The sequence below is a fragment of the Streptomyces actinomycinicus genome (genome assembly GCF_016741775.1).
GTDB classification, from domain to species: Bacteria; Actinomycetota; Actinomycetes; order Streptomycetales; family Streptomycetaceae; genus Streptomyces; species Streptomyces actinomycinicus.
In genome coordinates, this window is record NZ_JAERRK010000003.1 from 35,085 (window position 1) to 60,767 (window position 25,683).

Annotated in this window: 32 protein-coding genes; 15 read left to right on the forward strand and 17 right to left on the reverse strand. The window is 71.3% G+C overall.

Annotated features, from left to right (window positions below; all coding sequences use genetic code 11):
• Positions 1 to 7: 7 nt before the first annotated feature.
• The 6 genes from JK359_RS07095 to JK359_RS07120 form a co-directional block, all read right to left on the reverse strand.
• The gene (locus JK359_RS07095) at positions 8 to 1,495 is read right to left on the reverse strand and encodes a sensor histidine kinase (protein ID WP_201832915.1); all 1,488 of its coding nucleotides are present in this window, start codon (positions 1,493 to 1,495) and stop codon (positions 8 to 10) included.
• Positions 1,492 to 2,226 carry a response regulator transcription factor gene (locus tag JK359_RS07100; protein WP_201832922.1) on the reverse strand — a complete coding sequence of 245 codons (735 nt, stop codon included), beginning with the start codon at positions 2,224 to 2,226 and terminating at the stop codon, positions 1,492 to 1,494. The genes JK359_RS07095 and JK359_RS07100 overlap by 4 nt, the downstream gene beginning before the upstream one ends.
• A gap of 86 nt (positions 2,227 to 2,312) precedes the next feature.
• A complete protein-coding gene (locus JK359_RS07105; RefSeq protein WP_201832924.1) occupies positions 2,313 to 2,531 on the reverse strand; it encodes a hypothetical protein in 219 nt (72 codons plus the stop codon).
• A 205-nt stretch (positions 2,532 to 2,736) separates the two neighbouring features.
• On the reverse strand, positions 2,737 to 3,726 hold the full coding sequence (locus JK359_RS07110) for a S1C family serine protease (protein ID WP_201832926.1): 990 nt from the start codon (positions 3,724 to 3,726) through the stop codon (positions 2,737 to 2,739).
• 100 nt (positions 3,727 to 3,826) lie between these two features.
• Positions 3,827 to 4,852, reverse strand: coding sequence for a LacI family DNA-binding transcriptional regulator (locus tag JK359_RS07115; RefSeq protein ID WP_201832928.1), 1,026 nt, complete (start codon positions 4,850 to 4,852; stop codon positions 3,827 to 3,829).
• Positions 4,853 to 4,949: 97 nt separating this feature from the next.
• Positions 4,950 to 5,729 (reverse strand): response regulator transcription factor, encoded by a 780-nt coding sequence (locus JK359_RS07120; RefSeq protein ID WP_201832930.1) that lies wholly within the window; start codon positions 5,727 to 5,729, stop codon positions 4,950 to 4,952.
• A 181-nt stretch (positions 5,730 to 5,910) separates the two neighbouring features.
• Here JK359_RS07120 and JK359_RS07125 point away from each other — a divergent pair, with 181 nt between their 5' ends.
• The 3 genes from JK359_RS07125 to JK359_RS07135 are packed head-to-tail and all read left to right on the forward strand — an operon-like array spanning position 5,911 to position 8,466.
• Positions 5,911 to 6,762 carry an alpha/beta hydrolase family protein gene (locus JK359_RS07125; RefSeq protein WP_201832937.1) on the forward strand — a complete coding sequence of 284 codons (852 nt, stop codon included), beginning with the start codon at positions 5,911 to 5,913 and terminating at the stop codon, positions 6,760 to 6,762.
• Positions 6,763 to 6,819: 57 nt separating this feature from the next.
• Entirely contained in the window at positions 6,820 to 7,074 is a 255-nt protein-coding gene (locus JK359_RS07130) for a MoaD/ThiS family protein (protein ID WP_201832939.1), read from the forward strand.
• Positions 7,075 to 7,077: 3 nt separating this feature from the next.
• Positions 7,078 to 8,466, forward strand: coding sequence for a hypothetical protein (locus tag JK359_RS07135; protein ID WP_201832941.1), 1,389 nt, complete (start codon positions 7,078 to 7,080; stop codon positions 8,464 to 8,466).
• Between the two features lie 227 nt (positions 8,467 to 8,693).
• On the opposite strand, the gene JK359_RS07140 is transcribed toward JK359_RS07135, so the two are convergent.
• The 3 genes from JK359_RS07140 to JK359_RS07150 form a co-directional block, all read right to left on the reverse strand.
• Positions 8,694 to 9,227 (reverse strand): DUF6879 family protein, encoded by a 534-nt coding sequence (locus JK359_RS07140; protein ID WP_201832943.1) that lies wholly within the window; start codon positions 9,225 to 9,227, stop codon positions 8,694 to 8,696.
• A gap of 215 nt (positions 9,228 to 9,442) precedes the next feature.
• On the reverse strand, positions 9,443 to 9,655 hold the full coding sequence (locus JK359_RS07145) for a DUF397 domain-containing protein (protein ID WP_307788000.1): 213 nt from the start codon (positions 9,653 to 9,655) through the stop codon (positions 9,443 to 9,445).
• 47 nt (positions 9,656 to 9,702) lie between these two features.
• A complete protein-coding gene (locus tag JK359_RS07150; RefSeq protein ID WP_201832946.1) occupies positions 9,703 to 11,010 on the reverse strand; it encodes a helix-turn-helix domain-containing protein in 1,308 nt (435 codons plus the stop codon).
• 246 nt (positions 11,011 to 11,256) lie between these two features.
• Between JK359_RS07150 and JK359_RS07155 the strand changes: the two genes are divergently transcribed.
• Positions 11,257 to 11,661 carry a glycine-rich domain-containing protein gene (locus JK359_RS07155; protein WP_372445360.1) on the forward strand — a complete coding sequence of 135 codons (405 nt, stop codon included), beginning with the start codon at positions 11,257 to 11,259 and terminating at the stop codon, positions 11,659 to 11,661.
• A gap of 117 nt (positions 11,662 to 11,778) precedes the next feature.
• A complete protein-coding gene (locus JK359_RS07160) occupies positions 11,779 to 12,465 on the forward strand; it encodes a class I SAM-dependent methyltransferase (protein ID WP_201832950.1) in 687 nt (228 codons plus the stop codon).
• Here the strand turns inward: JK359_RS07160 and JK359_RS07165 are convergent.
• On the reverse strand, positions 12,462 to 12,671 hold the full coding sequence (locus tag JK359_RS07165) for a DUF397 domain-containing protein (protein WP_201832952.1): 210 nt from the start codon (positions 12,669 to 12,671) through the stop codon (positions 12,462 to 12,464). The genes JK359_RS07160 and JK359_RS07165 overlap by 4 nt on opposite strands.
• A complete protein-coding gene (locus JK359_RS07170; RefSeq protein ID WP_201832954.1) occupies positions 12,653 to 13,495 on the reverse strand; it encodes a helix-turn-helix domain-containing protein in 843 nt (280 codons plus the stop codon). The genes JK359_RS07165 and JK359_RS07170 overlap by 19 nt, the downstream gene beginning before the upstream one ends.
• Before the next feature lie 176 nt (positions 13,496 to 13,671).
• Here JK359_RS07170 and JK359_RS07175 point away from each other — a divergent pair, with 176 nt between their 5' ends.
• Positions 13,672 to 14,073, forward strand: a complete 402-nt coding sequence (locus tag JK359_RS07175) for a hypothetical protein (protein WP_201832957.1) — start codon at positions 13,672 to 13,674, stop codon at positions 14,071 to 14,073.
• A gap of 583 nt (positions 14,074 to 14,656) precedes the next feature.
• On the opposite strand, the gene JK359_RS07180 is transcribed toward JK359_RS07175, so the two are convergent.
• From JK359_RS07180 to JK359_RS07190, 4 genes are all read right to left on the reverse strand, one after another.
• Positions 14,657 to 14,944, reverse strand: coding sequence for a DUF1416 domain-containing protein (locus JK359_RS07180; protein WP_010351646.1), 288 nt, complete (start codon positions 14,942 to 14,944; stop codon positions 14,657 to 14,659).
• 56 nt (positions 14,945 to 15,000) lie between these two features.
• Complete coding sequence (locus tag JK359_RS07185) at positions 15,001 to 15,846, reverse strand: sulfurtransferase (protein WP_201832959.1); 846 nt, start codon at positions 15,844 to 15,846, stop codon at positions 15,001 to 15,003.
• 126 nt (positions 15,847 to 15,972) lie between these two features.
• Entirely contained in the window at positions 15,973 to 16,053 is an 81-nt protein-coding gene (locus tag JK359_RS40340) for an Ms5788A family Cys-rich leader peptide (RefSeq protein WP_350751515.1), read from the reverse strand.
• 207 nt (positions 16,054 to 16,260) lie between these two features.
• Positions 16,261 to 16,998, reverse strand: coding sequence for an LmeA family phospholipid-binding protein (locus JK359_RS07190; RefSeq protein ID WP_201832961.1), 738 nt, complete (start codon positions 16,996 to 16,998; stop codon positions 16,261 to 16,263).
• A gap of 131 nt (positions 16,999 to 17,129) precedes the next feature.
• Between JK359_RS07190 and JK359_RS07195 the strand changes: the two genes are divergently transcribed.
• A complete protein-coding gene (locus tag JK359_RS07195) occupies positions 17,130 to 17,393 on the forward strand; it encodes a DUF3099 domain-containing protein (protein WP_201832963.1) in 264 nt (87 codons plus the stop codon).
• Positions 17,394 to 17,464: 71 nt separating this feature from the next.
• Here the strand turns inward: JK359_RS07195 and JK359_RS07200 are convergent, their stop codons facing one another.
• Entirely contained in the window at positions 17,465 to 17,827 is a 363-nt protein-coding gene (locus JK359_RS07200; RefSeq protein ID WP_201832971.1) for a DsrE family protein, read from the reverse strand.
• Between the two features lie 106 nt (positions 17,828 to 17,933).
• On the opposite strand from JK359_RS07200, the gene JK359_RS07205 reads away from it, so the two are divergent.
• From JK359_RS07205 to ygfZ, 6 genes are all read left to right on the forward strand, one after another.
• Positions 17,934 to 18,872 (forward strand): hypothetical protein, encoded by a 939-nt coding sequence (locus tag JK359_RS07205; RefSeq protein WP_236677454.1) that lies wholly within the window; start codon positions 17,934 to 17,936, stop codon positions 18,870 to 18,872.
• The gene (locus JK359_RS07210; protein ID WP_201832973.1) at positions 18,869 to 19,657 is read left to right on the forward strand and encodes a hypothetical protein; all 789 of its coding nucleotides are present in this window, start codon (positions 18,869 to 18,871) and stop codon (positions 19,655 to 19,657) included. The genes JK359_RS07205 and JK359_RS07210 overlap by 4 nt, the downstream gene beginning before the upstream one ends.
• Positions 19,654 to 20,631 carry a hypothetical protein gene (locus tag JK359_RS07215; RefSeq protein WP_201832975.1) on the forward strand — a complete coding sequence of 326 codons (978 nt, stop codon included), beginning with the start codon at positions 19,654 to 19,656 and terminating at the stop codon, positions 20,629 to 20,631. The genes JK359_RS07210 and JK359_RS07215 overlap by 4 nt, the downstream gene beginning before the upstream one ends.
• A gap of 234 nt (positions 20,632 to 20,865) precedes the next feature.
• Positions 20,866 to 21,441, forward strand: a complete 576-nt coding sequence (locus JK359_RS07220; protein ID WP_201832977.1) for a heme-binding beta-barrel domain-containing protein — start codon at positions 20,866 to 20,868, stop codon at positions 21,439 to 21,441.
• Positions 21,442 to 21,457: 16 nt separating this feature from the next.
• On the forward strand, positions 21,458 to 21,895 hold the full coding sequence (locus tag JK359_RS07225) for a Fur family transcriptional regulator (protein WP_201832979.1): 438 nt from the start codon (positions 21,458 to 21,460) through the stop codon (positions 21,893 to 21,895).
• A 9-nt stretch (positions 21,896 to 21,904) separates the two neighbouring features.
• On the forward strand, positions 21,905 to 22,870 hold the full coding sequence (ygfZ, locus tag JK359_RS07230; RefSeq protein WP_201832981.1) for a CAF17-like 4Fe-4S cluster assembly/insertion protein YgfZ: 966 nt from the start codon (positions 21,905 to 21,907) through the stop codon (positions 22,868 to 22,870).
• A gap of 152 nt (positions 22,871 to 23,022) precedes the next feature.
• Here the strand turns inward: ygfZ and dtd are convergent, their stop codons facing one another.
• A complete protein-coding gene (gene dtd / locus JK359_RS07235) occupies positions 23,023 to 23,448 on the reverse strand; it encodes a D-aminoacyl-tRNA deacylase (RefSeq protein WP_201832983.1) in 426 nt (141 codons plus the stop codon).
• Between the two features lie 159 nt (positions 23,449 to 23,607).
• Here dtd and JK359_RS07240 point away from each other — a divergent pair, with 159 nt between their 5' ends.
• Together JK359_RS07240 and JK359_RS07245 are read left to right on the forward strand one after the other, a co-directional pair.
• On the forward strand, positions 23,608 to 24,210 hold the full coding sequence (locus tag JK359_RS07240) for an RsiG family protein (RefSeq protein ID WP_201832984.1): 603 nt from the start codon (positions 23,608 to 23,610) through the stop codon (positions 24,208 to 24,210).
• Positions 24,211 to 24,273: 63 nt separating this feature from the next.
• Positions 24,274 to 25,503: a GNAT family N-acetyltransferase gene (locus tag JK359_RS07245; RefSeq protein ID WP_201832987.1), complete on the forward strand. Its 1,230-nt coding sequence runs from the start codon at positions 24,274 to 24,276 to the stop codon at positions 25,501 to 25,503.
• Positions 25,504 to 25,683 lie beyond the last annotated feature (180 nt).

Sequence of the window (25,683 nt, forward strand, 5' to 3'; positions counted from 1 at the left end):
GCCGGGGTCAGCCGGTGGGCGTCTCCGGCGGAGGTGTCGGGGCCCCCGGCAGGCGTACCGTCACCACCGTGCCGCCGCCCTCCGCCGGCGCCAGGGTGACCTCCCCGCCCGCCTGCTGGACCGTACGGGCCACGATCGACAGACCGAGACCCGAGCCGGGCAGGGCGCGCGCGCCGGGCGAGCGCCAGAAGCGGTCGAAGACGTGCGGGAGTTCGTCCGCGGGGATGCCGGGGCCGTGGTCGCGGACCGTCAGCACGCCCGCGGTCAGCTGTACCTCGACCGTGCCGCCCTCGGGACTGAACTTCACCGCGTTGTCCAGGATGTTGACGACCGCCCGCTCCAGTGCGGAGGGCTCCGCCCGGACGAACCAGGGCTCGAGGTCCGCGGTGATGGTCAGCTCCGGCCCGCGCAGGCGCGCCCGGCGCAGTGCCGCCTCGGCGGTGTCGTGGAACGCCACCACCTGTACCCGCTCGCCGCGCTGCCCCTCCGAGCGGGACAGCTCCTGCAGGTCACCGATCAGTGAGGACAGTTCCGACATCTGCGCCTTGACCGAGTCCAGCAGCGCCTTGCGGTCCGCCGGGGGCAGTGGCCGGCCCGTCTCCTCGCTGCGGGTGAGGAGTTCGATGTTGGTGCGCAGGGAGGTGAGGGGGGTACGCAGTTCGTGGCCCGCGTCCGCGATCAGTTGCTGCTGCAGCTCGCGGGAGCCGGCGAGTGCGGTGGTCATCGAGTTGAAGGACCGTGAGAGACGGGCCACCTCGTCCTCGCTGTCCTCCTCGACGGGGATGCGGATGCCCAGGTCCTCGGTCCGCGCCACGTGCTCGACGGCCTCCGTGAGCTTGTCGACCGGACGCAGTCCCGCACGGGCCACCGCGAGCCCCGCCGCTCCGGCGCCGACCACCCCGATGCCGGACACCAGGAGCAGGACCAGGGCGAGGTCCTTGAGGGTGTCGTGGGTGGCCTTCAGCGGTATGGCGACCTGCAGGGCCGTGTCGGGATAGAGCTGGGGCCGCACGCCGGGGCCCTGGGTGATCGTCAGGGGCTGGGTCAGCACCCGCACGCTGTTGCCCTCGGAGTCGACACCGTCGCGCAGGATGCCGTCGAACACCAGCTCGTCGCTCGTGTTCGCCCGGGTGATGACCGCGATGTCGGAGGGGGTGGTCTTCACCCGGCCCGCGGAGTCGGCCGACACACAGGCGGAGCCGTCCAGTCTCACCAGCTGGAGGTAGTAGTAGGTGCCGTGGGCGTGCAGGCCGCCGAGAACGGCGTTGTTGGGCTGCTGCGGGCAGCTGGCGAGCGCGGACGACACGTTCGCCTCCCGCTGCGGCTGCGTCGTCTTCTCCAGGTCCTTGTCGACCTGGTCGTACAGCTTGCGCTCCACGATGAACCAGCAGGTGACCGACACCGCCGCCACGGCGAAGGCCACCGCGGCCGCCACCAGCATCGCCAGCCGCGCCCTGATCGGCAGCGCCCGGTACCGGCGCGCCAGCCTCCTCACTCCACGCCGCCCTGGCGCAGGACGTACCCGACGCCCCGCACCGTGTGCACCAGGCGCGGCTCACCGCCGGCCTCGGTCTTGCGGCGCAGGTACATGACGTAGACGTCCAGCGAGTTGGAGGAGGGCTCGAAGTCGAAGCCCCACACCGCCTTCAGGATCTGTTCGCGGGTGAGCACCTGGCGCGGGTGTGCCATGAACATCTCCAGCAGGGTGAACTCCGTGCGGGTCAGCTCCACCTGCCGGCCGCCGCGGGTGACCTCCCGGGTGGCGAGGTCCATGCGCAGGTCGGCGAAGGTGAGCGCCTCGTCCTCCTGGGCCGCGGCGGACACGGCCGCCGCGTAGGAGCTGCGGCGCAGCAGCGCACGGATACGGGCGAAGAGTTCGTCGAGTTCGAAGGGCTTGACGAGGTAGTCGTCGGCGCCCGCGTCCAGGCCGGTGACCCGGTCGCCGACGGTGTCGCGGGCGGTGAGCATGAGGATCGGGATGGTGTCGCCGGTCCCCCGGATGCGGCGGGCCGCCGTCAGGCCGTCCATGCGCGGCATCTGGATGTCCAGCACCACCAGGTCCGGCCGGTAGACGGTGGCCTTCTCCAGCGCATCCGCCCCGTCGACGGCGACCTCGGTGTCGTACCCCTCGAAGGCGAGGCTGCGCTGCAGTGCCTCGCGTACGGCCGGCTCGTCGTCGACGATCAGGATGCGCTGGGTGTCGCGGTCACCTTCGGCGGGACTCATCGCTCGCGATTCCTCGGGGTGCGGGGTCGGTCGGGGTGTCTCTCAGCGTGCCACGTCCTGCGGGCCGGGAGGGGCACGCGGCCCGGTCAGGCCAGGACCGTGTTCAGGCGGTGCAGCGGCACCTTGCGGCGGTGCGGGCGGGCGGCGGAGGTGCGCAGCCCCATCAGCTGAGGGACCGGCGTCACGGCCGGCCGCGGGGCACGGGGTGCCGGGACGGGCACGTGCAGCTCGGAGACGATGGACAGGGCCAGGGTGATGCCGGCCGGACCGCGCTCGGTCATGCGGTGGGGGATGTGCTTGATCATGACCTGCTCCTTGCTGTCTGTACTGCGTGTGCTTGATGGGCTTGCTGTGCTTGGTGTGGCGCTTGGTGTGCTCGGGGTGCTTGGTGTGCTCGGGATGCTTGGTGTGGCGCTTGGTGTGCTCGGGGTGCTTGGTGTGGCGCTTGGTGTGCTCGCTGTGCTTGGCGTGCTCGGGGTGCTCGCCGTGCCGGACGCGCTGGACGTGCCGTCAGCTGCCGGAGCCCGCCCGGAGCTTGGCCAGGTCGGCCTTGACGGTGTCGACGGGGATGGCGAAGCCGAGGCCGATGCTGCCCGCCTCGGAGGACGAGGAGGACCGTGAACCCGACGAGTACATCGCGGAGTTGATGCCGATGACGCGACCGCCGGAGTCGATCAGGGCGCCGCCGGAGTTGCCCGGGTTCAGGGACGCGTCGGTCTGTATGGCCTTGTACGTGGTCGTGGACGAGCCGGTGTCGCCGTTGAACTCACGGCCGCCGAACTGGAACGGCCACTCCCCGTCGCCGCCCCGCCCCTGCCCCTGGCCCTCGTCGGTGGAGACGGTGACGTCCCGGTCCAGGGCGGAGACGATGCCGCTGGTGACGGTGCCGGTCAGGCCCTCGGGCGAGCCGATCGCGACGACCGTGTCCCCGACCTGGACGCTGCCGGAGTCACCGAGCGCCGCCGCCTTGAGACCCAAGGCGCCCTTGAGCCTGATCAGCGCGAGGTCCTTGGAGCTGTCGGTGCCGACCACCTCGGCGGTGTAGCTCTTGCCGTCACTGGTGCGCACCTTGATCGAGTCGGCGCCGGAGACTACGTGGTTGTTGGTGACGATCTCGCCGCCGGACGTGATGATCACTCCGGAGCCGGTGGAGGAGCCGTTCGCGAGCGTCGCGTTGACCTCCACCACGCTCGGGGCGACCGCGGCGGCGATCGCGGCGACGTCGCCCTTCTTGCTGGACGGCACCACCGGGGTGCTGCTGCCGGCGCTCGCGACGGTGTCCTTGCCGGCCAGCTCCTGGAAGGCGTAGGCCGTGCCGCCGCCGACCGCCGCCGCGACGATCGCGACCGCCGCGAGCAGGGCGACCGGACCCCGGGTGCGCTTCCGCTTGTGCGCGGCGGGCTCCATGGCCGGCTGGTACGGCGGCGGGGGCGGCCACTCGGGGTTCACGGGGGCTGAGTAGGAGTGCGGCTGCTCGTATGTGCCCTGGCTCTCGGTCATGACAAGAAGAGTTCCCCGCGACCATGAGAGCTTCCTGAGGGCTCCCTGAGAAGCCCGGCAGAACCTCGTTTGCCCGATATAAAGAGCCCTGCCGGGTCGGTCAGCCCACGCAGCCGCAGCTCGTGCGCAGCACCAGCCGGGACGGGAACGTCTTCAGCCGCTCGCGCCGGGACCCGGCGATCCGCAGCCCGTCGTCCAGCACCAGGTCGACCGCCGCCCGGGCCATCGCCGAGCGGTCGGAGGCGACCGTGGTCAGCGGCGGGTCGGCGAGCGCGGCTTCCTTGATGTCGTCGAACCCGGCCACCGCCAGCTGCCCGGGCACGTCGATGCGCAGCTCGCGCGCGGCCCGCAGCAGGCCGATCGCCTGGTCGTCGGTGGAGCAGAAGATCGCGGGCGGCCGGTTCGGGCCGGACAGGACGTCCAGGGCCACACGGTAGGCGTCGTAGCGGTTGTACGGCGCCTCGAACAGCCGGCCCTCGGTGGTCAGGCCCGCCTCGGCCATGGCCCGCTTCCAGCCCTCGACGTGGTCGGAGACCGGGTCGCCGACGGCCGGCGTGTCCGCCGTGCCGCCCATACAGGCGACGTAGTCGTAGCCGTGCTCCAGCAGGTGGCGCACCGCGAGCTGGGCGCCGCCCAGGTCGTCCGTCACCACGGCCACGTCGTCGATGGCCTCCGGGCGCTCGTGCAGCAGCACCACCCGGGCGTCCCAGGCGTCGATCTCGGCGGCGGCCAGGTCGTTCAGGGCGTGCGAGACGAGGATCAGGCCGGAAACCCGCATACCGAGGAAGGCGCGCAGATAGTGGACCTCGCGTTCACCGATGTAATCGGTGTTGCCGACGAGGACCATCTTTCCGCGCTCGGAGGCGGCCTGCTCGACCGCGTGCGCCATCTCGCCGAAGAAGGGCTGGCGGGCGTCCGGGATGATGAGGCCTATGAGGTCGGTGCGCCGCGAGGCCATCGCCTGGGCGACCCGGTCGGGCCGGTACCCCAGTTCCTTGATCGCGGCGAGGACACGCTCGCGCGTGGCCGGGGCGACCGGCCGGGGTCCGTTGTTGATGACATAACTGACGACGGCGGTGGAGGTCCCCGCCAGTCGTGCCACGTCATCCCGAGTCACCTTGGCCACGCGCGGAGTCTACGCGGATTGACCCTCTCCGGGCAGGGCGTATCACATCCCGGCTGTGCAACAGCAATGCCCTGGACGAGCGCCCCTCGTGCTCCGGCTACGCCTCGGCGTGCACTTCGGTGCCGGCCCGGACGGCTGTTGCGTCCGCATCTTCCGGCTTTGCCCGGCCCGCCTTGGCCTTGGCGTCCTCACCGGCCCGGTCACCCTTCTCGGGCGTAACGAATCGATAACCGACGTTCCGGACGGTCCCGATCAGCGACTCGTGCTCCGGTCCGAGCTTGGCCCGCAGCCGCCGTACGTGCACGTCGACCGTCCGGGTGCCGCCGAAGTAGTCGTAGCCCCACACCTCCTGCAGCAGCTGGGCCCGGGTGAAGACCCGGCCCGGGTGCTGAGCGAGGTATTTGAGCAGCTCGAACTCCTTGAAGGTCAGGTCCAGGACCCGGCCCTTGAGCTTGGCGGAGTAGGTGGCCTCGTCGACCGACAGATCGCCGTTGCGGATCTCCATCGGCGAGTCGTCCGCCACGATCTGCTGCCGGCCCATGGCGAGCCGCAGCCGGGCCTCGACCTCCGCGGGACCGGCGGTGTCGAGGAGGACGTCGTCGATGCCCCAGTCGGCGGTGACGGCGGCGAGGCCGCCCTCGGTGACGACGAGGATCAGCGGACAGCCGGGGCCGGTGGAGCGGAGCAGCTGGCACAGGCTGCGCACCTGGGGCAGGTCGCGGCGGCCGTCGACCAGGATGACGTCGGCACCCGGGGTGTCGACCAGGGCGGGTCCTTCCGCCGGGGCCACCCGCACGTTGTGCAGGAGCAGGCCGAGTGCGGGCAGCACCTCCGTGGAGGGCTGGAGGGCGTTGGTCAGGAGCAGCAGAGAACTCATACGTCTGGTTCCTCCTCGGTCCCTGCGAGGACGTGTGCGGTGCGGCACTGCTCTGCGATCCCGAAGGCCCCGTACACCCGCGGTCACCTGAGGTTTCCCGCTGTGTATACAACGCTTCCGAAAGCACAAAAGGACCCGGGGGCTACGTTGCCCGAGTCCTCTACCCAGCAGAATAGCCCACATGAGCAATCGTCCGGCGGGTCATGGGGCAGGTTCCACCGTTCGTCCGAATTCCGAGACAGGCAGACGGGGCTCTATCCGGACGTTCCTGCGCACTGCCGACGGAATTCCGGTCGATTCCGTATACGATCCGGGCCCCGCCGTATACGAAACCTTCCCGGACGCCTCTTCTTCCCCCTCACGTGACCTGGTGTTCGTGATCGCGCACGGCTTCACCGGGGACGTGGACCGGCCGCACGTACGACGGGTGAGCGCCGCCCTGCGCGGTCACGGCGCCGTCGTCACCTTCTCCTTCCGCGGCCACGGACGTTCCGGCGGCCGGTCCACGGTCGGTGACAAGGAGGTGCTGGACCTCGCCGCCGCCGTGGAGTGGGCCCGCGGCCTCGGGCACGCGCGCGTGGTGACCGTCGGCTTCTCGATGGGCGGCTCGGTGGTCCTGCGGCACGCGGCGCTGCACCCCGGCACGGTCGACGCGGTGGTCTCGGTCAGCGCCCCGGCCCGCTGGTACTACCGGGGCACGGCACCCATGCGCCGCCTGCACTGGCTGGTCACCCGCCCCGCGGGCCGCCTGGTCGGCCGCTACGGCCTGCGCACCCGCATCCACCACCGTGACTGGGACCCGGTCCCGCTCTCCCCGGCGGAAGCGGTCCCGAAGATCGCGCCCACCCCGTTGCTGATCGTGCACGGCGACCGTGACGGCTACTTCCCGCTCGACCACCCCCGGATGCTCGTCGCGGCGGCCGGTGACCACGCCGAACTCTGGGTCGAACCGGGCATGGGCCACGCGGAGAACGCGGCGGAGGACGCGCTGGTGGCCCGGATCGGGGACTGGGCCGTGTCGGCGGCGGGCTAGCCTGCCTCACACTGTCTTTAGTCTTTTCTTGTTTCTTGCCGTCGATTGAGGATTCAGATGCCCAAGGTCACGGTGCGCTACTGGGCCGCCGCCAAGGCCGCGGCCCGGGTCGCCGAGGAACCGTACGAGGCGGACACGCTGGCCGACGCGCTGGCCGCCGTGCGCGTGCGACACCCCGGCGAACTCACACGCGTACTGCTGCGATGCTCCTTCCTCGTCGACGGTGAACCCGTCGGGACCCGCGCGCATGAGACGGTACGGCTGGCCGAGGGCGGCACGGTCGAGGTGCTCCCGCCGTTCGCAGGAGGGTGAGCGATGACCGATCAGCCGTACCAGGGCGGCCCCTACGAGGGCTACGACCCGTACCAGCAGCAGTGGCCCGGGCAGGATCCGCAGTACGGGCAGCAGCCCGGCCAGGACCCGCACCTCACCCAGCAGTGGCAGGGCCAGACCTGGGAGACGCAGACGCACGCTCCGGTGCAGGCGGCGGAGACGGCGTATCTGCCCCGGCAGGAGCAGCCGTACCAGCAACAGCCGCACCAGCAACAGCAGCCGCACCAGCAACAGCAGCCGTACGGGCAGGAGCAGCCGTACGGCCAGCAGCCGTATCAGCAGCCGGATGGCCGGCAGCAGCCGTACGGGGAGCGGCCGTACGGGCAGCAGCAGCCGTATCAGCAGCCGGCGCACCAGGAGTCCGGGCACCAGCAGCCGGCGGCGTACCAGGGGGCAGCGGCGTACCAGCAGTCCCAGCAGTTCGCGGACCCGTACACGCCCGCACCGCAGGCGGAGCCGCACCACGAACCGCATCCCGCACCCGCACCGGCGGCGGCTGAACCGGCACCGGCGCCGGCACGGGCATCGTCGGCGGCTGAAGCAGGCGCAGGCGCCGCCGAGGGTGACGAGGATGGCCCCGCCTACGGCCCCGCCACCCTCGCCGGCAACGCGCGCATCACCGACGCCCAGCGGGCCCGCCTGGAAGGCCGCTCGCCGATCATCGAGCCCGGCATGCAGCCGGCGGCGCTCACCGCCCTGCTGGGCCTGCTCCTGGCCGCGGCGGCACCCGTCGCCTCGTACGCCCTAGCCGTTCCGCTGGTGCTGCTCCAGGCCGTGACGGCCGCGGGCTGGTTCCGGCTGAACGGCATGTGGCCCGCCCGTCAGGGCATCGCGCTGGCCTTCGCGGGCGCGCTGACCGCCGACGTTGCGGTCCTGGCGGCCGGGCGCGACCACGCCCTGGTGGCCATCCTCGGCGCGCTCGGCATCTGGGTGCTGCTCTCCCTCGTCCTCCAGCTGCGCTCGCACGCCTCGCCGGACGAGCGGATGTACGGCCTGATGGCGACCGTGGCCTCGGCGGCACTCGCGGTGCTGGCGACCGGGTACCTGGCCGCCGACCCGCACGCGGTCTCCGTCGGCGCGGCGGCGGTCGCGGTGGCGGTCCTGGCGCGCGCCCTGCCCCTGCCGACCCCGGCGTCGGTGGTGGTCGCCCTGCTGGCGGCGGCGGGCGCGGGCATCGCCGTGGGCGGGATGACCGGCTTCGGCTCGAAGGGGGCGCTGCTGGGCGGAGCCGCCGGGGTGTGCGCCCTGATCGGCCACCGGACGGCGAGCTACGACTACCCGTCCCGCTTCGTCCACTTCACAGCGGGCGTGGCCCTGCCCCTGTCGGCGGCGGCACCGGTGGTGTGGGCACTGGGCCGGGCGCTGGGCTGAGGCGCCGTCGGAGGGGGCCGTGAGCGCGGATGCCCTGCCTGCGCACGGCCACGGACGGCACCCTGGCTGTCTGCACGGGGCTGTGGATAGCGCACTGGCCGTCCGTACGGGCTGCGGGGCGCACTGGCTGTCCGTACGGGCCGTGGACGGCTCACCCCGGCTGCGGCTCCGTGCCTACGGCCCGGCCCGGGGGCTCACCTCGGGGGTGCAGTGGGCATGTGTTCGGTCTATCGGATCTGGTACTCCTCGTGCGGCGTCGCGCGCTCCCACACGGCATCGAACGCCGACGCGCACAACTTGGCCACTTCAGCACGCTCATCCAGCTCGGGGCCGGCCGAACCGCCCTCACCGGTGAAGTGATTCCACATGATCACGCGCCCGTCGAAGAGCCAGAAGTCGTTCCCCGGCAGCGCAATGTCCGACGCCTTGTGACGAGGGAGCCGGCGGACCAGCTCCCCGGCTGCCAGGTTCTGATACGTACAGGCGTGCTCGTAGCGGATGTACGGGCTCACCGGCTCCGACACGATGCGGGCACGGCGGAACACCACTCCTCGAGCCGTCGCGTCACGGACCCAGGTGTGGAAGTCGCTCCACCACGTGGCCGGGTCCGGGTCGGGCCGCCAGCCGGAACGCCACCGTTCGAACTCGGCAGCCTCTTCTCCGATGCCGTAGGAGTCGCGCATCTCCAGACGGACGGCTGTGTGGTGGGTAACGCCAAGTCGGTCTGCGACATCACACGCCTCCCTCAGCACGGGCACCATCCGGATGGGCAGCCGTACAACTGCTTCCGTCTCCGGGATCGGACATGTCTTCCGGCACTGCGTCCCGTTCGTGTTCGGTTCTTTCGCGATGAACGGTGGTGCCATGACTGTCTCCGACCTCCCGCCGGTGCCATGACGTTCCACGACGTTCCCCCGGCAGGCAGGGACGGTCAAGGGTGCATAGGAGTGGCAAGTCGGTGACGGTAGCCGCTCTCTCATGAGCCGAGCGGCCCCTCGCGCTTGACCCCGGTCACGAAGGCCGCCCAGGCGTCGGCGCGGAAGACGAGGGCTCCGCGGGTGGGGACCTTGCTGTCGCGGACGGGGACGAGGGCGGGGATGTTGTCGGCGACTTCGACGCAGTTGCCGCCGTCCGGGTTGCTATGGCTGCTCTTGCGCCAGTTCACGGTGCTCAGGTCGATGACTCGCACGGCACTGCCTCCTACAGCGGAAAGCCCAACGACGTCCGGGCCGGCACTCATCGCGGGGCCGCACCGGCCCGAGTCACGGCGGCACGCAGCTCGCGTACGCCGCTCACGCGCGGGTGCCGTTCGGCCAGTTCGTCGACGATGCCGCGGATCGCAGGCCGGTCGCGGACTTCGCCGGGGCTGGAACGGTAAGCGACCAGCAGGGCTTGCGCGGTCTGCTCGGGCCGCTGCCAGGCCCACCAGGCGCGCGCCATGTCGGTACTCATACGGGCTCTGCGCTCGGCTGTCGGGAACTGCTCCGGCCGAAGGTTCTTGCCTGCCTCCAGAGCGGCGCCTGCGTCGCCGAGTGCCCAGTGCACGCCGACCGCGTAAAGGTCGACGGTGGCCGGGGTGACGGCGAACAGGCGGCCGGGCGGCGCGGCGTGCGGTAGCTGACGGGCGGCGCGGCGGGCTTCTTCGGTCATGGCCAGGGCCTCGGCGCGCCGGCCGCCTCGGGCGGCGGTGTAGGCGAGGGTGCAGAGCAACTGGGCGTAGGCGGCAGTCACGGCGTCAGTGCGCAGACCGGTGGCTTCGAGGTCCGTCGTGGCCGCGGACATGAGGCGTTGGGCGGCGTCGTTCCGATCCTGGTGACGCAGGACGATGGCCAGCTCTCGGGTTGCCGCCGCGGCGACGAGCGGAGAGCCGGACACCTCGGCCCAGGTGCGCGCGCGGTCGGCGGTGAGCCGTGCGCGGTCGTAGGAACCGAGCTTGATCAAAACCGAGGAGGCGAGGCTGTACACGGTGGAGAGCCGGGCCTGGCCGAGGGTGTGGTGGGCGCGGGCGGCGGAGTGCGCGTCCGCGATGAGCCCGGGAAGTTCGGCGAGGAGCCGACCGTGAGCGCCCCGATCGTAGAGAGTGCGGGCAGCGGCCAAGCGGCCGTCCAACGGGCCGGCGCCGGCCGGGACGGGGGTGTAGGCAAGGGCCTCGTCCAGGCCCGCCAGCAAAGCGACCGGTCCGGCGGCCACCGTGGCGGTGAGCAGCGTACGGCGGCGCATGGGGTCCTCCTCGGCGTCACACGGACTGGCCGTCACTCTAGTGGCCATCGGGGCCGACGGGGCCGGTGGCGCCAGGGAAGTCACAAGGATGTGTCGCGGCATGCCGACTTCCAGGGCGGCGCGGTGCACCAGGGCCAGGTCGACGATGCGGATGCGCCGCTCCATCCGTGAGACGGTGGCAGGTGAGCAGCCGAGGCGGTCCCCGAGCGCGGCCAGTGTCCAGGAGTGGTGCCGGCGTCCGAGGCGGATGAGGGCGCCGGGACGCCGCTGGGCGGCTAACTCAAGCGCCTGCTTGCTGTTCCAGAGCGGGTCAACGGGCACCATGTCCCTCCCACACCGCACAACAGGGAACCTCAACGGTATGTGGATCGGGCGGACCGCGTCGAGACCGCTTGCACAACGTGCAAACACTCTTCGCGCAGAGCAAGTTGACCACTGATCGGTCGGCCGGGGCGGTGTGGTGGGTGCATCGCCCCGAACCGCGGGGCACCGTCCATCGGAGGCACCATGGCACCTACCGCCGTTCCACCTCTGCCTGCCACGGAGCCGGCAACCGGCCCCGTCCGCTCCGTGCGGGAGGTCGTACCGGCCGACCTGTGGGACAAGCAGGTCCGACTGCTCATGCGGGACTACCCGTACGACTCGCTCATGGCGGCCCGCGTGCTCGGCCAGGGATACGCCTACCTGCTGACCGCGATGAAACACCGGGGGGAGAAGCTGGGGCTGGCGCCCAGCACGCTCGTCGACATCGGTGTCCACACGATCATCCTGGACACAGTGACGTACGCCGAGCTGTGCCAACGCTACAACCAAGGCAAGTTCCTGCACCACGTGCCTGAGGTCGACTTCAAGAACGACGGCTCTGTGATGAAAACGGCGCACGTCGTCGCGGCCGACGGCTGGGAGGTCGACCTGCCGCTGTGGGCGGACGCGGCATCGTGCGGGCCCTGCCATCCTGGCAACGACTCGCACTGACCGGTCAATACGCTCCTGTGCGGGGGCACGAGCCGCTCGGTCGGGCCTCCGCACACGGTCGGATGAGATCTCCCTAATGCGGCACCGCCGCCGGGTCGTGCCCGCCAGGATGTGCGGGTGACCGCGATCCGAGACCTCTGGTACCACTATGGCCGCAGCCGCGCCGCCACGGACCGCGCTGTTCCCGAGGCGTTCTACTGGATCTGGACCCAGGACAGCGGCCCTGGGGCGGAGCTGCTGGGCGAGTTGTCCGGCCGGTGCGTGGGGGATCTCGGAGCCGGGGCGGCCCGGCACGCGGCGTATCTGGCCACCCGTCACCAGCCTGCCCAGGTCGTTGCCGTCGACGGATCGCCCGCTCAGTACGCGATGGCCACCGACTTGTACGGCCACCTCGCGCCGCGCCTGCGCATCGTCGCGTCCGATGCCGTTACCCACCTTCGAGCGATGGCCGCGACGTACGACGTCCTCTACAGCGTCTTCGGCGCGGTGGACTTCACCGACCCGCGCACCCTGTTGCCGGCGGCGGCGGCCGCACTGCGGCCCGGAGGGCGGCTGGTGTTCTCCACCCTTGCCCACTATCTCAACGGCATGCCTGCCGAGCCGGACGCAGTCGCCGCTCGCATTCCCACAAAGACACCGGATGGTCAGGCAGCCACGATGAACCGTTGGGTGCTCCAGGAACATGTGTGGACGAAGCTGCTCGATGAGGCCGGGTTCACGCGGATCACCGTGGACGTGCTGAACGCCACCACCGACGGGCCGCGCACAGCCGACACGCTGCTGCTGAGGGCGTACCGCGCTTAACCGAGCGGGCCCTCGCCCTTGACCCCGGTCACGAAGGCCGCCCAGGCGTCGGCGCGGAAGACGAGGGCTCCGCGGGTGGGGGCCTTGCTGTCGCGGACGGGGACGAGGGCGGGGATGTTGTCGGCGACTTCGACGCAGTTGCCGCCGTCCGAATTGCTGTAGCTGCTCTTGCGCCACTTCGCGGTGCTCAAGCCGATGGCTCGCACGGGACTTCCTCCAACATCCGCAGGATGAACTTCTGCGACTCGGCCGGGGGAAGGGCCAGGTCGCGCACCGCATCATATGTGCGGTGGAAACGCTCAACCTTGCTTGGTTCGTCGATCAGTTCACCGTGTACGTCGTTCTCCGCGTAAGCCACGGTACGGCCATCCAGCAGCCTGAGGAACATGACGTCGGTGCTGTCCAGGCCGTGCAACCCCGAGCCGAACGGCAGGACGTGCACAGTGATGTTCGGCTGCGCCGCAGCTTCCGCCAAGCGTTCCAGTTGCCCCCACCACTCCCGGTGATCGCGCAGCGAGTTCCGTAGAACCGCTTCGGACAGGAGGACACGGAACGGTGGTGGGTCATCCCCCTCCAGTACCTTCCGCCGTCCGGTGCGTGCTTCGACCTGCTGGTCCAGCTCTTCACCCTTGAGGCCGCCTGCAGCGAGCGCCTCGCGCGCATACCCGGCGGTCTGAAGAAGCCCTGGCGGCCTGCTCACGGAGTACTGCCACAGGCTGGTCGCCTCGGCTTCCAGCACCATGTATCGCCGGTACTGTTCCTTGAACTGCGTGGGGTCCGCCACCGCCAGCTCCCACAGCGTCACCAGCAACCCCGGCGTTCCGTAGAACTGATCCAGTGCCTGTACGACCTCGGGCCCGCCCAGTGTCTGCCCGCTCTCCAGCTTGCTGAACTGCGATGAGTCCCAGCCGACTTCCTTCGCCAGGTCCCGCAGGCTCAGTCCGCGTTCGCTCCTGAGACGCCGTAACTCCTCGGTGAACCGCGCCCTCGGCTCCTGACTCCGTCCCGTGATCACCAACCGCTGTGGCATTCCGCTCCCTGTTGAATTTGTTGAATTTGTTGAATTTGGCAGGCCTAGCGTTGAATTTGGGCCCCTCACCAGCCCAAACGCTCTTTCCGTGCGCCATGCTCGTAAGCGTACGAACACGCAGCGTAGTGCCACGTTCGCACTGTGTTCAGGTGTTCTTGGAAAGGAGCTGGCCCACGATGGCGACGACGTCGGAGTCCTATGAGCCCGGACGCCTTCTCTACGACCCCGCCACCGGCAAGGTCGGTGAGTACCGGGACCGGGCCGGGCCCTATGTGATGCTCCGGCCCGTCGGTGGGGGAGTGGAGTGGGAGGCCGACCCGGACGCGGTGCGTCCGGCGACGGACCGGGAGCGGATCGGTGCGACCGTACGGGCCGTCAATCACCGTGCCCGAGCGCTGCCGTCGTCGCCCCCGCCCCTGGACGACGTCGGCCGGCCGCCGCGTCCGGTGCCCGGATGCGCCGCCTGCCTGGAACTGGGGGAGCGGCGGGAGGCCGCGCGGGTGGCGTACGACCGCAGCGCCGAGACCGATGCGAACGTGCTGCTGCGGCAGCATCAGCGGAAGGAGCACCGCGCATGACGGCCATCGACGGTCTGCCGTACGAGGAGTGCAGGCGGAGGCAGGCGGAGCGCGATGTGCCACGGGGGCCGGCGGCAGAGCGTGATGCGCCACGGTGGCCGACGACTCCCTGGCCGGCCTACGCGCTTCCGCCGTTCCGGCACGGAGTACGAGGCGGGAGCGACGACGCCTCCGTGCCCGTCCCTCGCCCGGCGCCCACCGATCGTCCCGCCCGTCCGTCCGGGCGTCGTTCCTCCGGGCGTCGTTCCTCCGGGTGGCGAGGCGCAGGCGGTGTCGCCGTCAGCGGTGTACTCGCCGCCCTGTGTGTCGCCGCGCTGCTGGCGGCGGTCGTCGTGGCGGCCATTCGGACGCGTTGCTGACCGGCACCGCCGAGCGGCGCGGGCGATCGGCATTGCCTACCGGCACCGCCGGCCGGTACCGCCGAGCGGAGTGGGCGGCCGGCACCGGGGACAGCTGAAGGGCCGCATCCCCGATGGCGTCCAACCCAGGGGATACGGCCCTTCAGCTCGTCACTGAGCCCACTCGGCCCACTCGGCCCGTCGGGTCCGCCCGGCCCACTCGCCGGCTCGGACCACTCGGGGTGTCAGACCGCGATGGCGACCTCGGCCAGACCGCCCTGCTGGGCGACGACCGTGCGGTCGGCCGTGGCCCCGGGCACCAGGGCCCGGACGGTCCACGTGCCCTCGGCCGCGTAGAAGCGGAACTGGCCGGTCGCGGAGGTGGGGACCTCCGCCGTGAACTCACCGGTCGAGTCGAGGAGACGGACGTAGCCCGTCACCGGCTCGCCGTCGCGGGTCACCTGGCCCTGGATCGTGGTCTCACCGGGCTTGATCGTCGAGGCGTCCGGGCCGCCGGCCTTCGCTCCGCACATGCTGTTTCTCCAGAGGGGTCTGACCGGAAGGCCGGTCGGGATGGGTACCTGAGGGCTTACTTGTTGGCGCCGAGCTCGATCGGCACGCCGACGAGGGAGCCGTACTCGGTCCAGGAGCCGTCGTAGTTCTTGACGTTCTCCACGCCGAGCAGCTCGTGCAGCACGAACCAGGTCAGGGCCGAGCGCTCACCGATGCGGCAGTAGGCGATCGTGTCCTTGGCGAGGTCGACGCTCTCCTCGGCGTAGAGGGCCTTCAGCTCCTCGTCCGACTTGAACGTGCCGTCGTCGTTGGCGTTCTTCGACCACGGGATGTTGCGGGCGGTCGGGACGTGACCCGGGCGCTGCGACTGCTCCTGCGGCAGGTGGGCCGGGGCGAGCAGCTTGCCGGAGAACTCGTCGGGCGAGCGGACGTCGACCAGGTTCTGCGCGCCGATCGCGGCGACGACGTCGTCGCGGAAGGCGCGGATGGAGGTGTCCTGCGCCTTGGCCTTGTAGTCGGTCGTGGCGCGCTCGGGCACCTCGGTGCCGTCGACCAGCTCGCGGGCGTCCAGCTCCCACTTCTTGCGGCCGCCGTCGAGGAGCTTGACGTTCTCGTGGCCGTACAGCTTGAAGTACCAGTAGGCGTACGACGCGAACCAGTTGTTGTTGCCGCCGTAGAGGATCACCAGCGTGTCGTTGGCGATGCCCTTCTTCGACAGGAGCTTCTCGAAGCCCTCCTGGTCGATGAAGTCACGGCGGACCGGGTCCTGCAGGTCCTTGGTCCAGTCGATGCGGATCGCGTTCTTGATGTGGTTCTTCTCGTAGGCGGACGTGTCCTCGTCCACCTCGACGATCGCGATGGTCGGGTCGTCCAGGTGCTCCTGGAGCCAGTCGGCGTCGACCAGGACGTCGCTGCGGCTCATGCTCTTTCCTCCGGGGCAGTCGCGGCGGGGCGTGCGAGTAGAGAGGGGTGCGCGCTCGACAGCCGAGGGCGCACGGGTGCCCTTCCAGCAGGGCGGGGGTGAGACGCGGAAGTCGGGGACTTTCGCTCAGAAGGGGCGACAGAGCATGGCGGCAACGCGGCACAGGTCCACTGCCCGCCGCTTCGTGAGATCCGCCTGTCGCTTCATGGTGCCGATCGTAGGGACGTCCGGGCGAGCGTGTCACCGGCGTGTCATATGGCGAGATGCGATCGTCCGCATACCGGGATACGACAAGCGCCCGGGTGGCCGCCGTACGGCCTCCGGGCGCTTGTGCAGGTCAGCGAGTCTCCACTACGGACTCCATCGTCTCGCCTGTCGGACGTCCGGTGTCCAACGGCGGGCCGGCGACCCTCGCTATCCGGCCAGCTTGACGTCCGAACCCTTCACGGAGATCTCCACGCCGTCCGGGGCGGCCTGCACCTTGTCCAGCTTGATGCCGCCGGGCAGCTGGTCGATGGCCTGCTGGAAGTCGGTGATCTCCCGGATGCGGTTCTCGGCGATGGCGGTGGCACCCAGCTTGGGCAGCGAGTCCGCGTGCACCTCCACCTTGTCGTTCACCACGGCCACCGAACTGAGCACGGACACCGTCTGCTTGATCCCGAGGGAGGAGACGGTGCCCTCCACCTTCACCTTGATCTTGCCGTTGCCGCCGTCGGAGAGGCCGACGACCCGGGCGGTGATCCCCGGGGCCACCTCGGTCGGCTCGGACTTGGCGGTCTTCAGCAGCTCGGCGTAGGAGACCGTCGCGGTGCCGGTCGCGGTGGCCGCGGTGGCGGAGCTGTAATCGCCGGAAAACTCGACGCCCTTCATGTCGGCCTTCAGGTGGTCGACCCGGATGGTCTGGCCGGGCTTGCCGGTGGCCGCCTGGTAGTCCTCGATGCCGACCTCGACGTCGTCCAGGGAGCCGCCCGCGACCTGGGTGAGGAAGGGGAAGCCCTTGATGTCCACGTCCGGGGTGGCGGCCAGGTTCTCCGTGGCCTTCAGCTTGTCCGCGGCCTCGCCCTCCGCGAAGTGCACGGCGACCCGGTCCACGATCACGAAGAGCGCGCCCAGGATCACGACGACGATCAGGAGTATTCGCAGGGCGCGCATGTGGTGGTTCCCCCGGGTCTGTGGCGGTGTTCGGAATGCGGTGCGTCTACGCCACGGTAACTCTGCCCGCGCCGGGCGGCGGTGGATTGTGGATCAGTTGTGACAGGGCGCGCCCGTCCTACCCTTGACGTATGTACGCCCGGCGACGGCACGTCTACTTCGCCATGATGGGGGTCTGCATCGGCCTCTTCGTCCTGGCCTGGGGAGTGGTGCGCCTGTGGTCCGTGCCGGCGGCCGTCGGCATGTGCGTCGTGGCCATGGTCATCCCGCCGGTCGCGGCGATGATCGCCAATCGCCGGGGCCCGGACGACCGCTGGTGGGACGACCCCTCCGGGGACCCGCAGTCGGACGAGTGGTGGGACGAACTGGACGGCAAGAAGCGCCCCCGGCCGTAGGGCCGGGAGACGGCGGGGGCGGCCGGCCGGTGGCGGGGGTGGCCGGTGGCGGGGGCGGGGCGGCCGGTGGCTCAGTAGACGAGCGCCTGGGTGCCGTCCGCCAGGGCCTCCTGCACGAAGACCTGCGCGCCGGCGATCCGCACGCCCTCGATGACGTCCTTCTCGGTGATCTCGCGGCGGGCCGCGCACTGGGTGCACAGCGTGATCCGGCCCGCGGCGAGGACCGACTCGAGGAGGTCCGGCAGAGGGGCCGCATGGGGCAGTTCGAACTCGGCCGCCCGTCCCGGCAGCGCGAACCAGGACGACTCCCCGGTGAGCCAGAGGGAGACCTCCACCCCGCTGGCCACGGCCACCGCCGCCACCGTGAACGCCTGCGAGCAGCGCTCGGGGGCGTCCGCCCCGGCCGTCACCTTGATCACGAGCTTCTTCGCCATGACCGAATCGTAATCCGCTTGCCTACAACTCCATGCACATGCCATGAGTCTTCTGTGGAAGCGCGGATGAGGAAGCCGCGGTTCCTCTTCTCCTGGAGGGAGACCCTTGGAAGCGTCCGAGAGAACCGGGCCGGAGCCGGAGACGGCCGAGCCGGCGTCGGAGACGGCCGGGCCGGAGCAGGAGGCGTCGGGGCCGGAGCAGGAGGCGTCGGGGCCCGGGTCGGACACGGCCGAGCCCGAGTCGGAGACGGCCGAGCCCGGGTCGGAGACGGCCTCGCCCGGGCACGAGACGGCCTCGCCCGGGCACGAGACGGCCTCGCCCGGGCACGAGACGTCCAGGCCGGTGCGGCGGCGCCGTACGCCCCTGCTCCTGGCCGGTGCCGCCGTGCTCGGCCTGCTCTCCGGTACCTGCGCCGGCTACCTCGTGCAGGCCGGCCGTGAGCCCACCGCGCTGCCCCCGCTCTCTCAGCCGCGGCTCGCCCAGGCCGGGGGCGGGGCACCGGAGCACCTGTCCGCCGCACAGGACCGCAAGGTCAAGTTCGACGGCGACCTGCGCAGGCTCCTGCTGAAGAAGCCGAGTGACGCGCGCGAGGCACCGACCCGGTCCGGCGAGGACGGCTGGATAAGCCTGGCCCGGGTGGCGGAGGGCTACAACGACCCGGCAGGCGGTTACGCCTGGCAGCTCGGTTCCGAGTTCCGCCGCTCCGCCGCCGTCGGCTGGCGCGAGGGCGGCACCCGCACGGTCGGGATCCAGCTGCTCCAGTACCGGCAGGAGGAGGTGCTCGGCGCCCGGCACGTGGCCGAGGACGGCTACTTCTACGCCGCGGACGACGGCGACACCGACAGCTGGGCGATCCCCGGGACGGGCGATGGCACGGCGTACGTGCACCGCACGCCCGAGACCGCCTACGGCATGACCATGTACACGGCGGAGGCGTACGCGTGGCGCGGGGACGTGGCCATGGAGATATGGGTGACCGACACCGGGCCGATCCGCAAGAAGACGATCCTGGACCTGGCGAAGCGGCAGATGGAGCGGCTGTGACGACCGAGAGAACCGAGCACCCGGAAGCCCAGGCCCGTCCCCGCCGATCGCGCCGCCGTCCCGCCCTCGTGGCCGGCGGTGTGGCGCTGCTGCTCGCCGTCGGCGCGGGCGCCGGCTGGACCGCGGTCACCGTGCACGGCGCCGACCGCGACCCGGGCGCCGCCACCTGGCGGCTGGCGAAGCCCTCGGCGGGCAAGCCGGCCAAGGGCGGAGACGGGCTGAGCGCCATGCTGCTGCCCTACGGGGACGAATACGGGCGCGGCCCGGACCTGGACGAGTTCGGCTCCGACGCCGAGCTGTCCGGCCGGCAGGCCACGGCTCTGCGCCGGCGGTCGATGGCGGATCTGCCCCGCTCCCAGCGGCGGCTGCTGGAGCGCCGGCTCGACCGGAACCCGGTCAAGGGCATGGCGATGCGCAGCTATCTCAGTTCCGCGCAGTTCACCGAGGACGAGGCGGCCTCCGGCGAGGTGTTCGCCCTGGAGATCGTGCTGACGCGGATGGACCAGCGGTCCGTGCGCTCCATGACGGCCTACCAGCACGAGTTCGCCGAGGCCATGAAGATCTTCCGCAAGGGCCCGGCCGTCGAGGGGCACGAGAACACGGCCTGCTTCCTGCCGCCGACCGACTCGGGCGAGAAGCTCGACATGATGGTGTGCTCCGGGTACGTCGGGGACGTCCTGGTCAGCGCCACCGCCACCGCGGCCAAGCCGCTGGACAAGAAGGGCGTGGCGCAGATGGTCGCCGCCCAGCTCGACCGCATCAAGGACCCGGGGAAGGCCGTATGACCGAGCAGACACAGGCAGAGCGGCCGGTCCCGGAGCCGGCGGCGCCCGCGCTCCCGCCGCGGCCCGCGGGCCCCCCGCCCGCCCCGGACGCCGCGACTACGGCCGTCCCCGCCCCCGCCGTCGCCGCCGCGGCCGTCCCCGTCCCGGACACCGTCGCCGCGGCCGTCCCCGCCGCGGACACCGTCGCCGCGGCCGTCCCCGTCACGGAGAAGGACCGCAGGGCGTTGCGGACCGTCCTGCGGTGGACGGCCGCCGTGGCCGTCTTCGCCGTCGTCGGAGCGGGGACGGCGTACGGGATCACCGAGATGGACCGGACCGACCTGCCCGGTCTCGCCACCGCGTCCGACGGGCGCTGGGACTACCCCGAGCTGGTCAGGCCGCCGGTGCCGGCCGGCAGCCCGGGGCCGCTCGCGGCCGGGAACGGGGCCGGGGCGCACTACGCGGACCTGCGGGCCCTGCTGCTGCCCGCCCCCGAGGGCGCCACGGCGGACCCGGCGATGCGCGGCACCGACGGCTGGCTCGCCACGAAGGACTTCCTCGCCCAGTACACGGACGCGGACGACCGCCGCGAGCTGGGCCAGAAACTCACCGACTACGGTCTGCGGCACATCGCGGCCCGCGGCTGGACCACCGCCGACGGCACCCGCACCCGGATCCAGCTGCTCCAGTTCGGTACCGCCGCCGTCGCCGACGAGGTGCTCGACAACAACCTCATCAACGCCTCCGCCCCCAGGTACCCGGTGCGCGGTGCCGACTACTACGAGCTGGACGAGACGTTTCCGGTCAAGGCCCGGGCCGAGGACGTCACCCTCGTCCCGTACGCGGAGACCAAGCCGTACGGCGCCGGGCAGATCCGCCAGGCGTACTTCGCGGCCGGGGACACCGTCGCGGTGATCACCCTGTCCCGCAAGGGCGGGGTGAACGCCGTGCCGTTCCGGCAGACCGTCACCCTGCAGACCGAGCTGCTCAGCTGAGCCGACCTCGTCAGGAGGGCCGGGCCCGGGCCGCGTAAGCTGGGCTCCGGCTCTGTCGTCCGCCCCCTAGCTCTTCGAGCGGGGGGACCCCGACCCTCGCTCAAGGAGCACTCGTGGAGACCTTCTTCGAAATCCTGCTGGTCCTGGTCTGCGTCGGCGTCCTCGCCTTCGCCGGTCTGACCGTGAAGAAGCTGTACCAGGGCCAGCGCTGATCCACACCTAGGAAGTTCCGCAATGATCGAGATCCCGTCCGACCTGCACAAGGACCTCGTCCCGCTCGCCTTTCTGCTCGGCAAGTGGGCCGGCGCCGGCGTGCACGACTTCCCCGGCTCGGAGAAGTGCAACTTCGGGCAGGAGGTCACCTTCAGCCACGACGGCCGGGACTTCCTGGAGTACCACTCCCACACGTGGGTGCTGGACCAGGACGGCAACAAGGTCCGCCCGCTGGAGACGGAGTCCGGCTTCTGGCGGATCGACGCCGAGCGCAAGGTCGAGGCCACGATGACCCGCGACGACGGTGTCATCGAGATCTGGTACGGCCAGATGGCCGACAAGAAGCCGCAGATCGACCTGGTCACGGACGCCGTCGCCCGCACGCCCGCCTCGCCCCCGTACAGCGGCGGCAAGCGGCTGTACGGGTACGTGAAGAGCGACCTGATGTGGGTCGGCGAGAAGCAGACCGCCGAGGTCCCGCTGCGGCCCTACATGTCGGCCCAGCTGAAGAAGGTCGTCACCCCGGAGGACGTCGAGCGCTGGGCCAAGGCCCTGCCGGACGACATGCCGGACGACGGCATCGCCTTCTTCAAGTAGTTCTAGACTCGTCGGTGTGGTGAGCACCGACTGGAAGAGCGACCTCAGGCAGCGCGGCTACCGGCTGACGCCGCAGCGGCAGCTTGTCCTCGAAGCCGTGGACACCCTTGAGCACGCGACCCCCGACGACATCCTCGTGGAAGTGAGGAAGACGGCGTCGGGGGTCAACATTTCCACCGTCTACCGGACGCTGGAACTGCTGGAGGAGCTGGGCCTGGTCAGTCATGCCCACCTCGGCCACGGTGCACCGACCTACCACCTCGCCGACCGCCACCACCATCTGCACCTGGTGTGCCGGGACTGCCAGAACGTCATCGAGGCGGACGTGGAGGTGGCGGCCGACTTCACGGCGAAGCTGCGGCAGCAGTTCGGGTTCGACACCGACATGAAGCACTTCGCGATCTTCGGCCGCTGCCGGGACTGTTCGCTGAAGGGTTCAACTACCACGTCGTAGGCTTGCCGTATGAAGAGCCCACTGCTGTCCCTGCCCGGCGCCGTCCCCGGCGAGGGCGTGGACGAAGGTGTCGCCGCCCACTACGGCGACCTGTTCCGCGAGCAGCGCGCACTCGCCGACGGCACCGGTTTCGTCGACCTCTCGCACCGCGGTGTCGTCACCGTCACCGGCGAGGACCGGCTGAGCTGGCTGCACCTGCTGCTCACCCAGCACGTCAGCGACCTGCCCGCCGGCGAGGCCACCGAGGCCCTGATCCTCTCCGCGCACGGGCACATCGAGCACGCGCTGTACCTGGTGGACGACGGTACGACCGTCTGGGCACACGTGGAGCCCGGCACGCAGGACGCGCTGATCGCGTACCTGGAGTCGATGAAGTTCTTCTACCGGGTGGAGGTCGCCGACCGCACCGGCGACACCGCCGTGGTGCACCTGCCGGCCGGTTCGATCGCCGCCGTGCCCGAGGGCGTCGTCGTCCGCGAGACGGCGTACGGGCGCGATCTGTTCCTGCCGCGCGCCGGGTTGGAGGAGTTCGCCGCCGGGCACGGGCCCGCCGTCGGGCTCCTCGCCCACGAGGCGCTGCGGGTCGAGCACCACCGGCCGCGGCTCGGCTTCGAGACCGACCACCGGACCATCCCGCACGAGCTGGGCTGGATCGGCACGGCGGTGCACCTGCAGAAGGGCTGCTACCGGGGCCAGGAGACCGTGGCCCGGGTGCAGAACCTGGGCAAGCCGCCCCGTCGGCTGGTCTTCCTGCACCTGGACGGCAGCGAGGTCCACCTGCCGGCGGCCGGCACGGACGTCCGCCTCGCGGACGAGGGCCCGGAGGGCCGCAGGATCGGCTTCGTGACGACGTCCGTACGCCACCACGAGCTGGGCCCGGTCGCCCTCGCGCTGGTCAAGCGGAACGTACCCACCGACGCTCGCCTGGTGGCCGGGGAGACGGCCGCCGCTCAGGAAGTGGTCGTGGAGCCGTAGCCGTGGAGCCGTAGCGCCGTGGAAGGACGGGGGCGGGCGGCGGGCCTGCGGCGGCCGCGGGTCCGTCATGGCCGCCCGCGCGATTCCCCCGTCCGGCGCGGTTCCCCCGTCCGGCGGGGTTCCCCGTGTCCCTCACGGGGTGCCGGCGCGCCCTAGATCTCCAGCAGCACCGTGAACGGGCCGTCGTTCGTCAGGGACACCCGCATCTGTGCGCCGAAGCGGCCCGTCGCGACCGTCGCCCCCAGGCCCCTCAGCTGAGCCACCACCTCATCGACCAGCGGCTCCGCCACCGCACCCGGTGCCGCCGCATTCCAGGTCGGCCTGCGGCCCTTGCGCGCGTCGCCGTACAGCGTGAACTGGCTGATCACGAGGAGCGGGGCGGCGATGTCGCTGCACGACTTCTCGTCGTGCAGCATCCGGATCGACCACAGCTTGCGGGCCAGCTGGGCCGCCTTCTCCTTGGTGTCCTCGTGGGTCACCCCGACGAGGACGCACAGCCCCTCGCCCTCGATCGCGCCGACCGTCTCGCCGTCCACGACGACGCTCGCGCCGTCCACCCTCTGCACCACCGCACGCATGCGGACCATCATGCCGGGTGCCCGGCGCGCCGCCGCGGGGGGTCCATTATGGATCTCTTAACGCCCATCTGGGGCTGTTCGGGGGCACTCGGTCACATAGCGGCCGGTTGGGGTGGCACGATGCTCCCACACGCCGGTCGAGGGGACGGTCAGAAGCAGATGAGCACACCGAGTACCAGCGGGCGGCTGGGGACGCCGCAGACGTGCCGGCCGCCCGCGCAGCGCGCCGACGGCACGGCCGACCCCGCGCTGCCCGTCGAGCCTCCCGAGCCCGACCTGGCCCGGCTGAGCCTGCCCGAACTGCGTGTCCTGCGCCGTGACGCCCAGCGCGACGAGGCGGACCTCAGCTATGTGCGGCGGCTGCTGCAGGGCCGGATCGACATCCTGCGCGCGGAGCTGGGACGGCGCGGCCGGGCGTCGGTGCCGGCCCCGGCGGACGGCTCGGTGGTCGACCGGCTCCCGGAGATCCTCAAGGACGCCCCGGCCCGGCAGCGTTCCTCGGCCCGCCACGTCACCCTCGGCACCCCGCACAACGAGGAGTACGGTCAACTGGCCGCCGAGATGCTCGCCGAGGTCGAACTGTCCGACCTGAAGGCGCGCACGGACCCCGAACTGACCGCCGCCATGGGCCGGCTGGTCCGCTACGAACAGCAGGTCTCCCGATGCCGCCAGCGGCTGCAGCGCACGGCCGACGACTGCAGCGGGGAGATCGCGCGCCGGTACCGGGAGGGCGAGGCCCAGGTGGACGACCTGCTGCTGTGAGCGGCGGCCGGGGGCCCGGAAAATTGGACGACACGCAGGGTCCGTCCGCCTACCGTGGGCCTCATGACCGACGTCCGGATCCCCACCCATGACGAGTTCGAGGACTGGCAGCGCGCCCTCAACACCGGGTTCCTGAGACCGCCGGTCACCCAGCCGGAGCAGATCGAGGCCCGGCGCCGGCTGCCCGGCCGACGGCTGGGCGCCTTCGACGGTGGCCGGTGCGTGGCCACTCTGCGCTCCTTCGACCAGGAGCTGACCGCGGTCGGCGGCACCGCCGTGCCCGCGAACGCGATCTCCAACGTCACCGTGAGCCCGACGCACCGGCGCCGGGGCCTGCTGACCCGGATGATGGGCCAGGACCTCGCGGCGGCGAAGGAACGCGGCGACGTGGTGGCCACGCTGATCGCGGCCGAGTACCCGATCTACGGGCGGTACGGCTTCGGCCCGGCGACCTCGACCACCGAGTGGACGATCGACGTGCCCCGGGCCGGCCTGGACCCGCGCTGGTCCGGCCCCGGCGACGGCGGCCGGATCGACCTGGTGGACCCCGAGGACGTGCGCAAGTTCGGTCCCGAGCTGCACGAGCGGCTCCGTCGCGCGCAGCCGGGCGCGGTCAGCCGGGGCGAGCACTGGTGGCAGGCCAACACCGGAGCCCTCCGCCTGGGCGACTGGACCGAGCCGTTCTACGCCGTGTACCGGTCGGCCGGCGGCGAGGTCGAGGGCCTGGTGTCGTACGAGGCCGACGACAACTGGCAGGGCAAGCAGCCGCAGAACACCGCCGACGTCAACTGGCTGATCGGCACCACCCCGGCCGCCGAGCGCGCCCTGTGGTGGTACCTGTGCTCCATCGACTGGATCACGAAGGTCAAGTCCGGCTGGCGCGGCCCGTCCGACCTGCTGCCCCATCTGCTGCCCGACCCGCGCGCGGCCCGGGTCACCGAGCAGGCCGACTGGCTGTGGGTGCGGATCCTGGACGTCGTACGGGCCCTGGAGGCGCGGACGTACGACGGGGAAGGGACGCTGGTGCTCCAGGTCGTCGACGAGGGCGGTCTCACCGGGGGCCGGTTCCGGCTGGTGGCCTCGCCCGAGGGCGCGTCCTGCACCCCGGCCGGTGCCGCGGACGCCGATCTGACGCTGGAGGTGGGCGAGCTGGCCCGGCTGTGGCTCGGGGACGAGTCCGCGCTGCGGCTGGCCGCGCTCGGCCGGGTCCGGGAAGAACGAGAGGGCGCCGCCCGGAAGGCCGACGCCCTGTTCCGCTCGCCCGGGCGCCCGTGGTGCCCGGACCTCTTCTGAGGCTCCCTTCTCCCGTCGGGAGGCCGACTGTTCATCCGTAGCGAGCTGTTCAGTTGTGGCTGTGCGGTGTCGGTGTTCAGTTGTGGCTGTACCGGATGTTCAGTTGTGTCTGTGCGCTCCGGTGGCCGCCCCCAGCCCGGGCTCCCGGCTCCCCTCCGGAAGGGAACCCGGTCGGCCAAC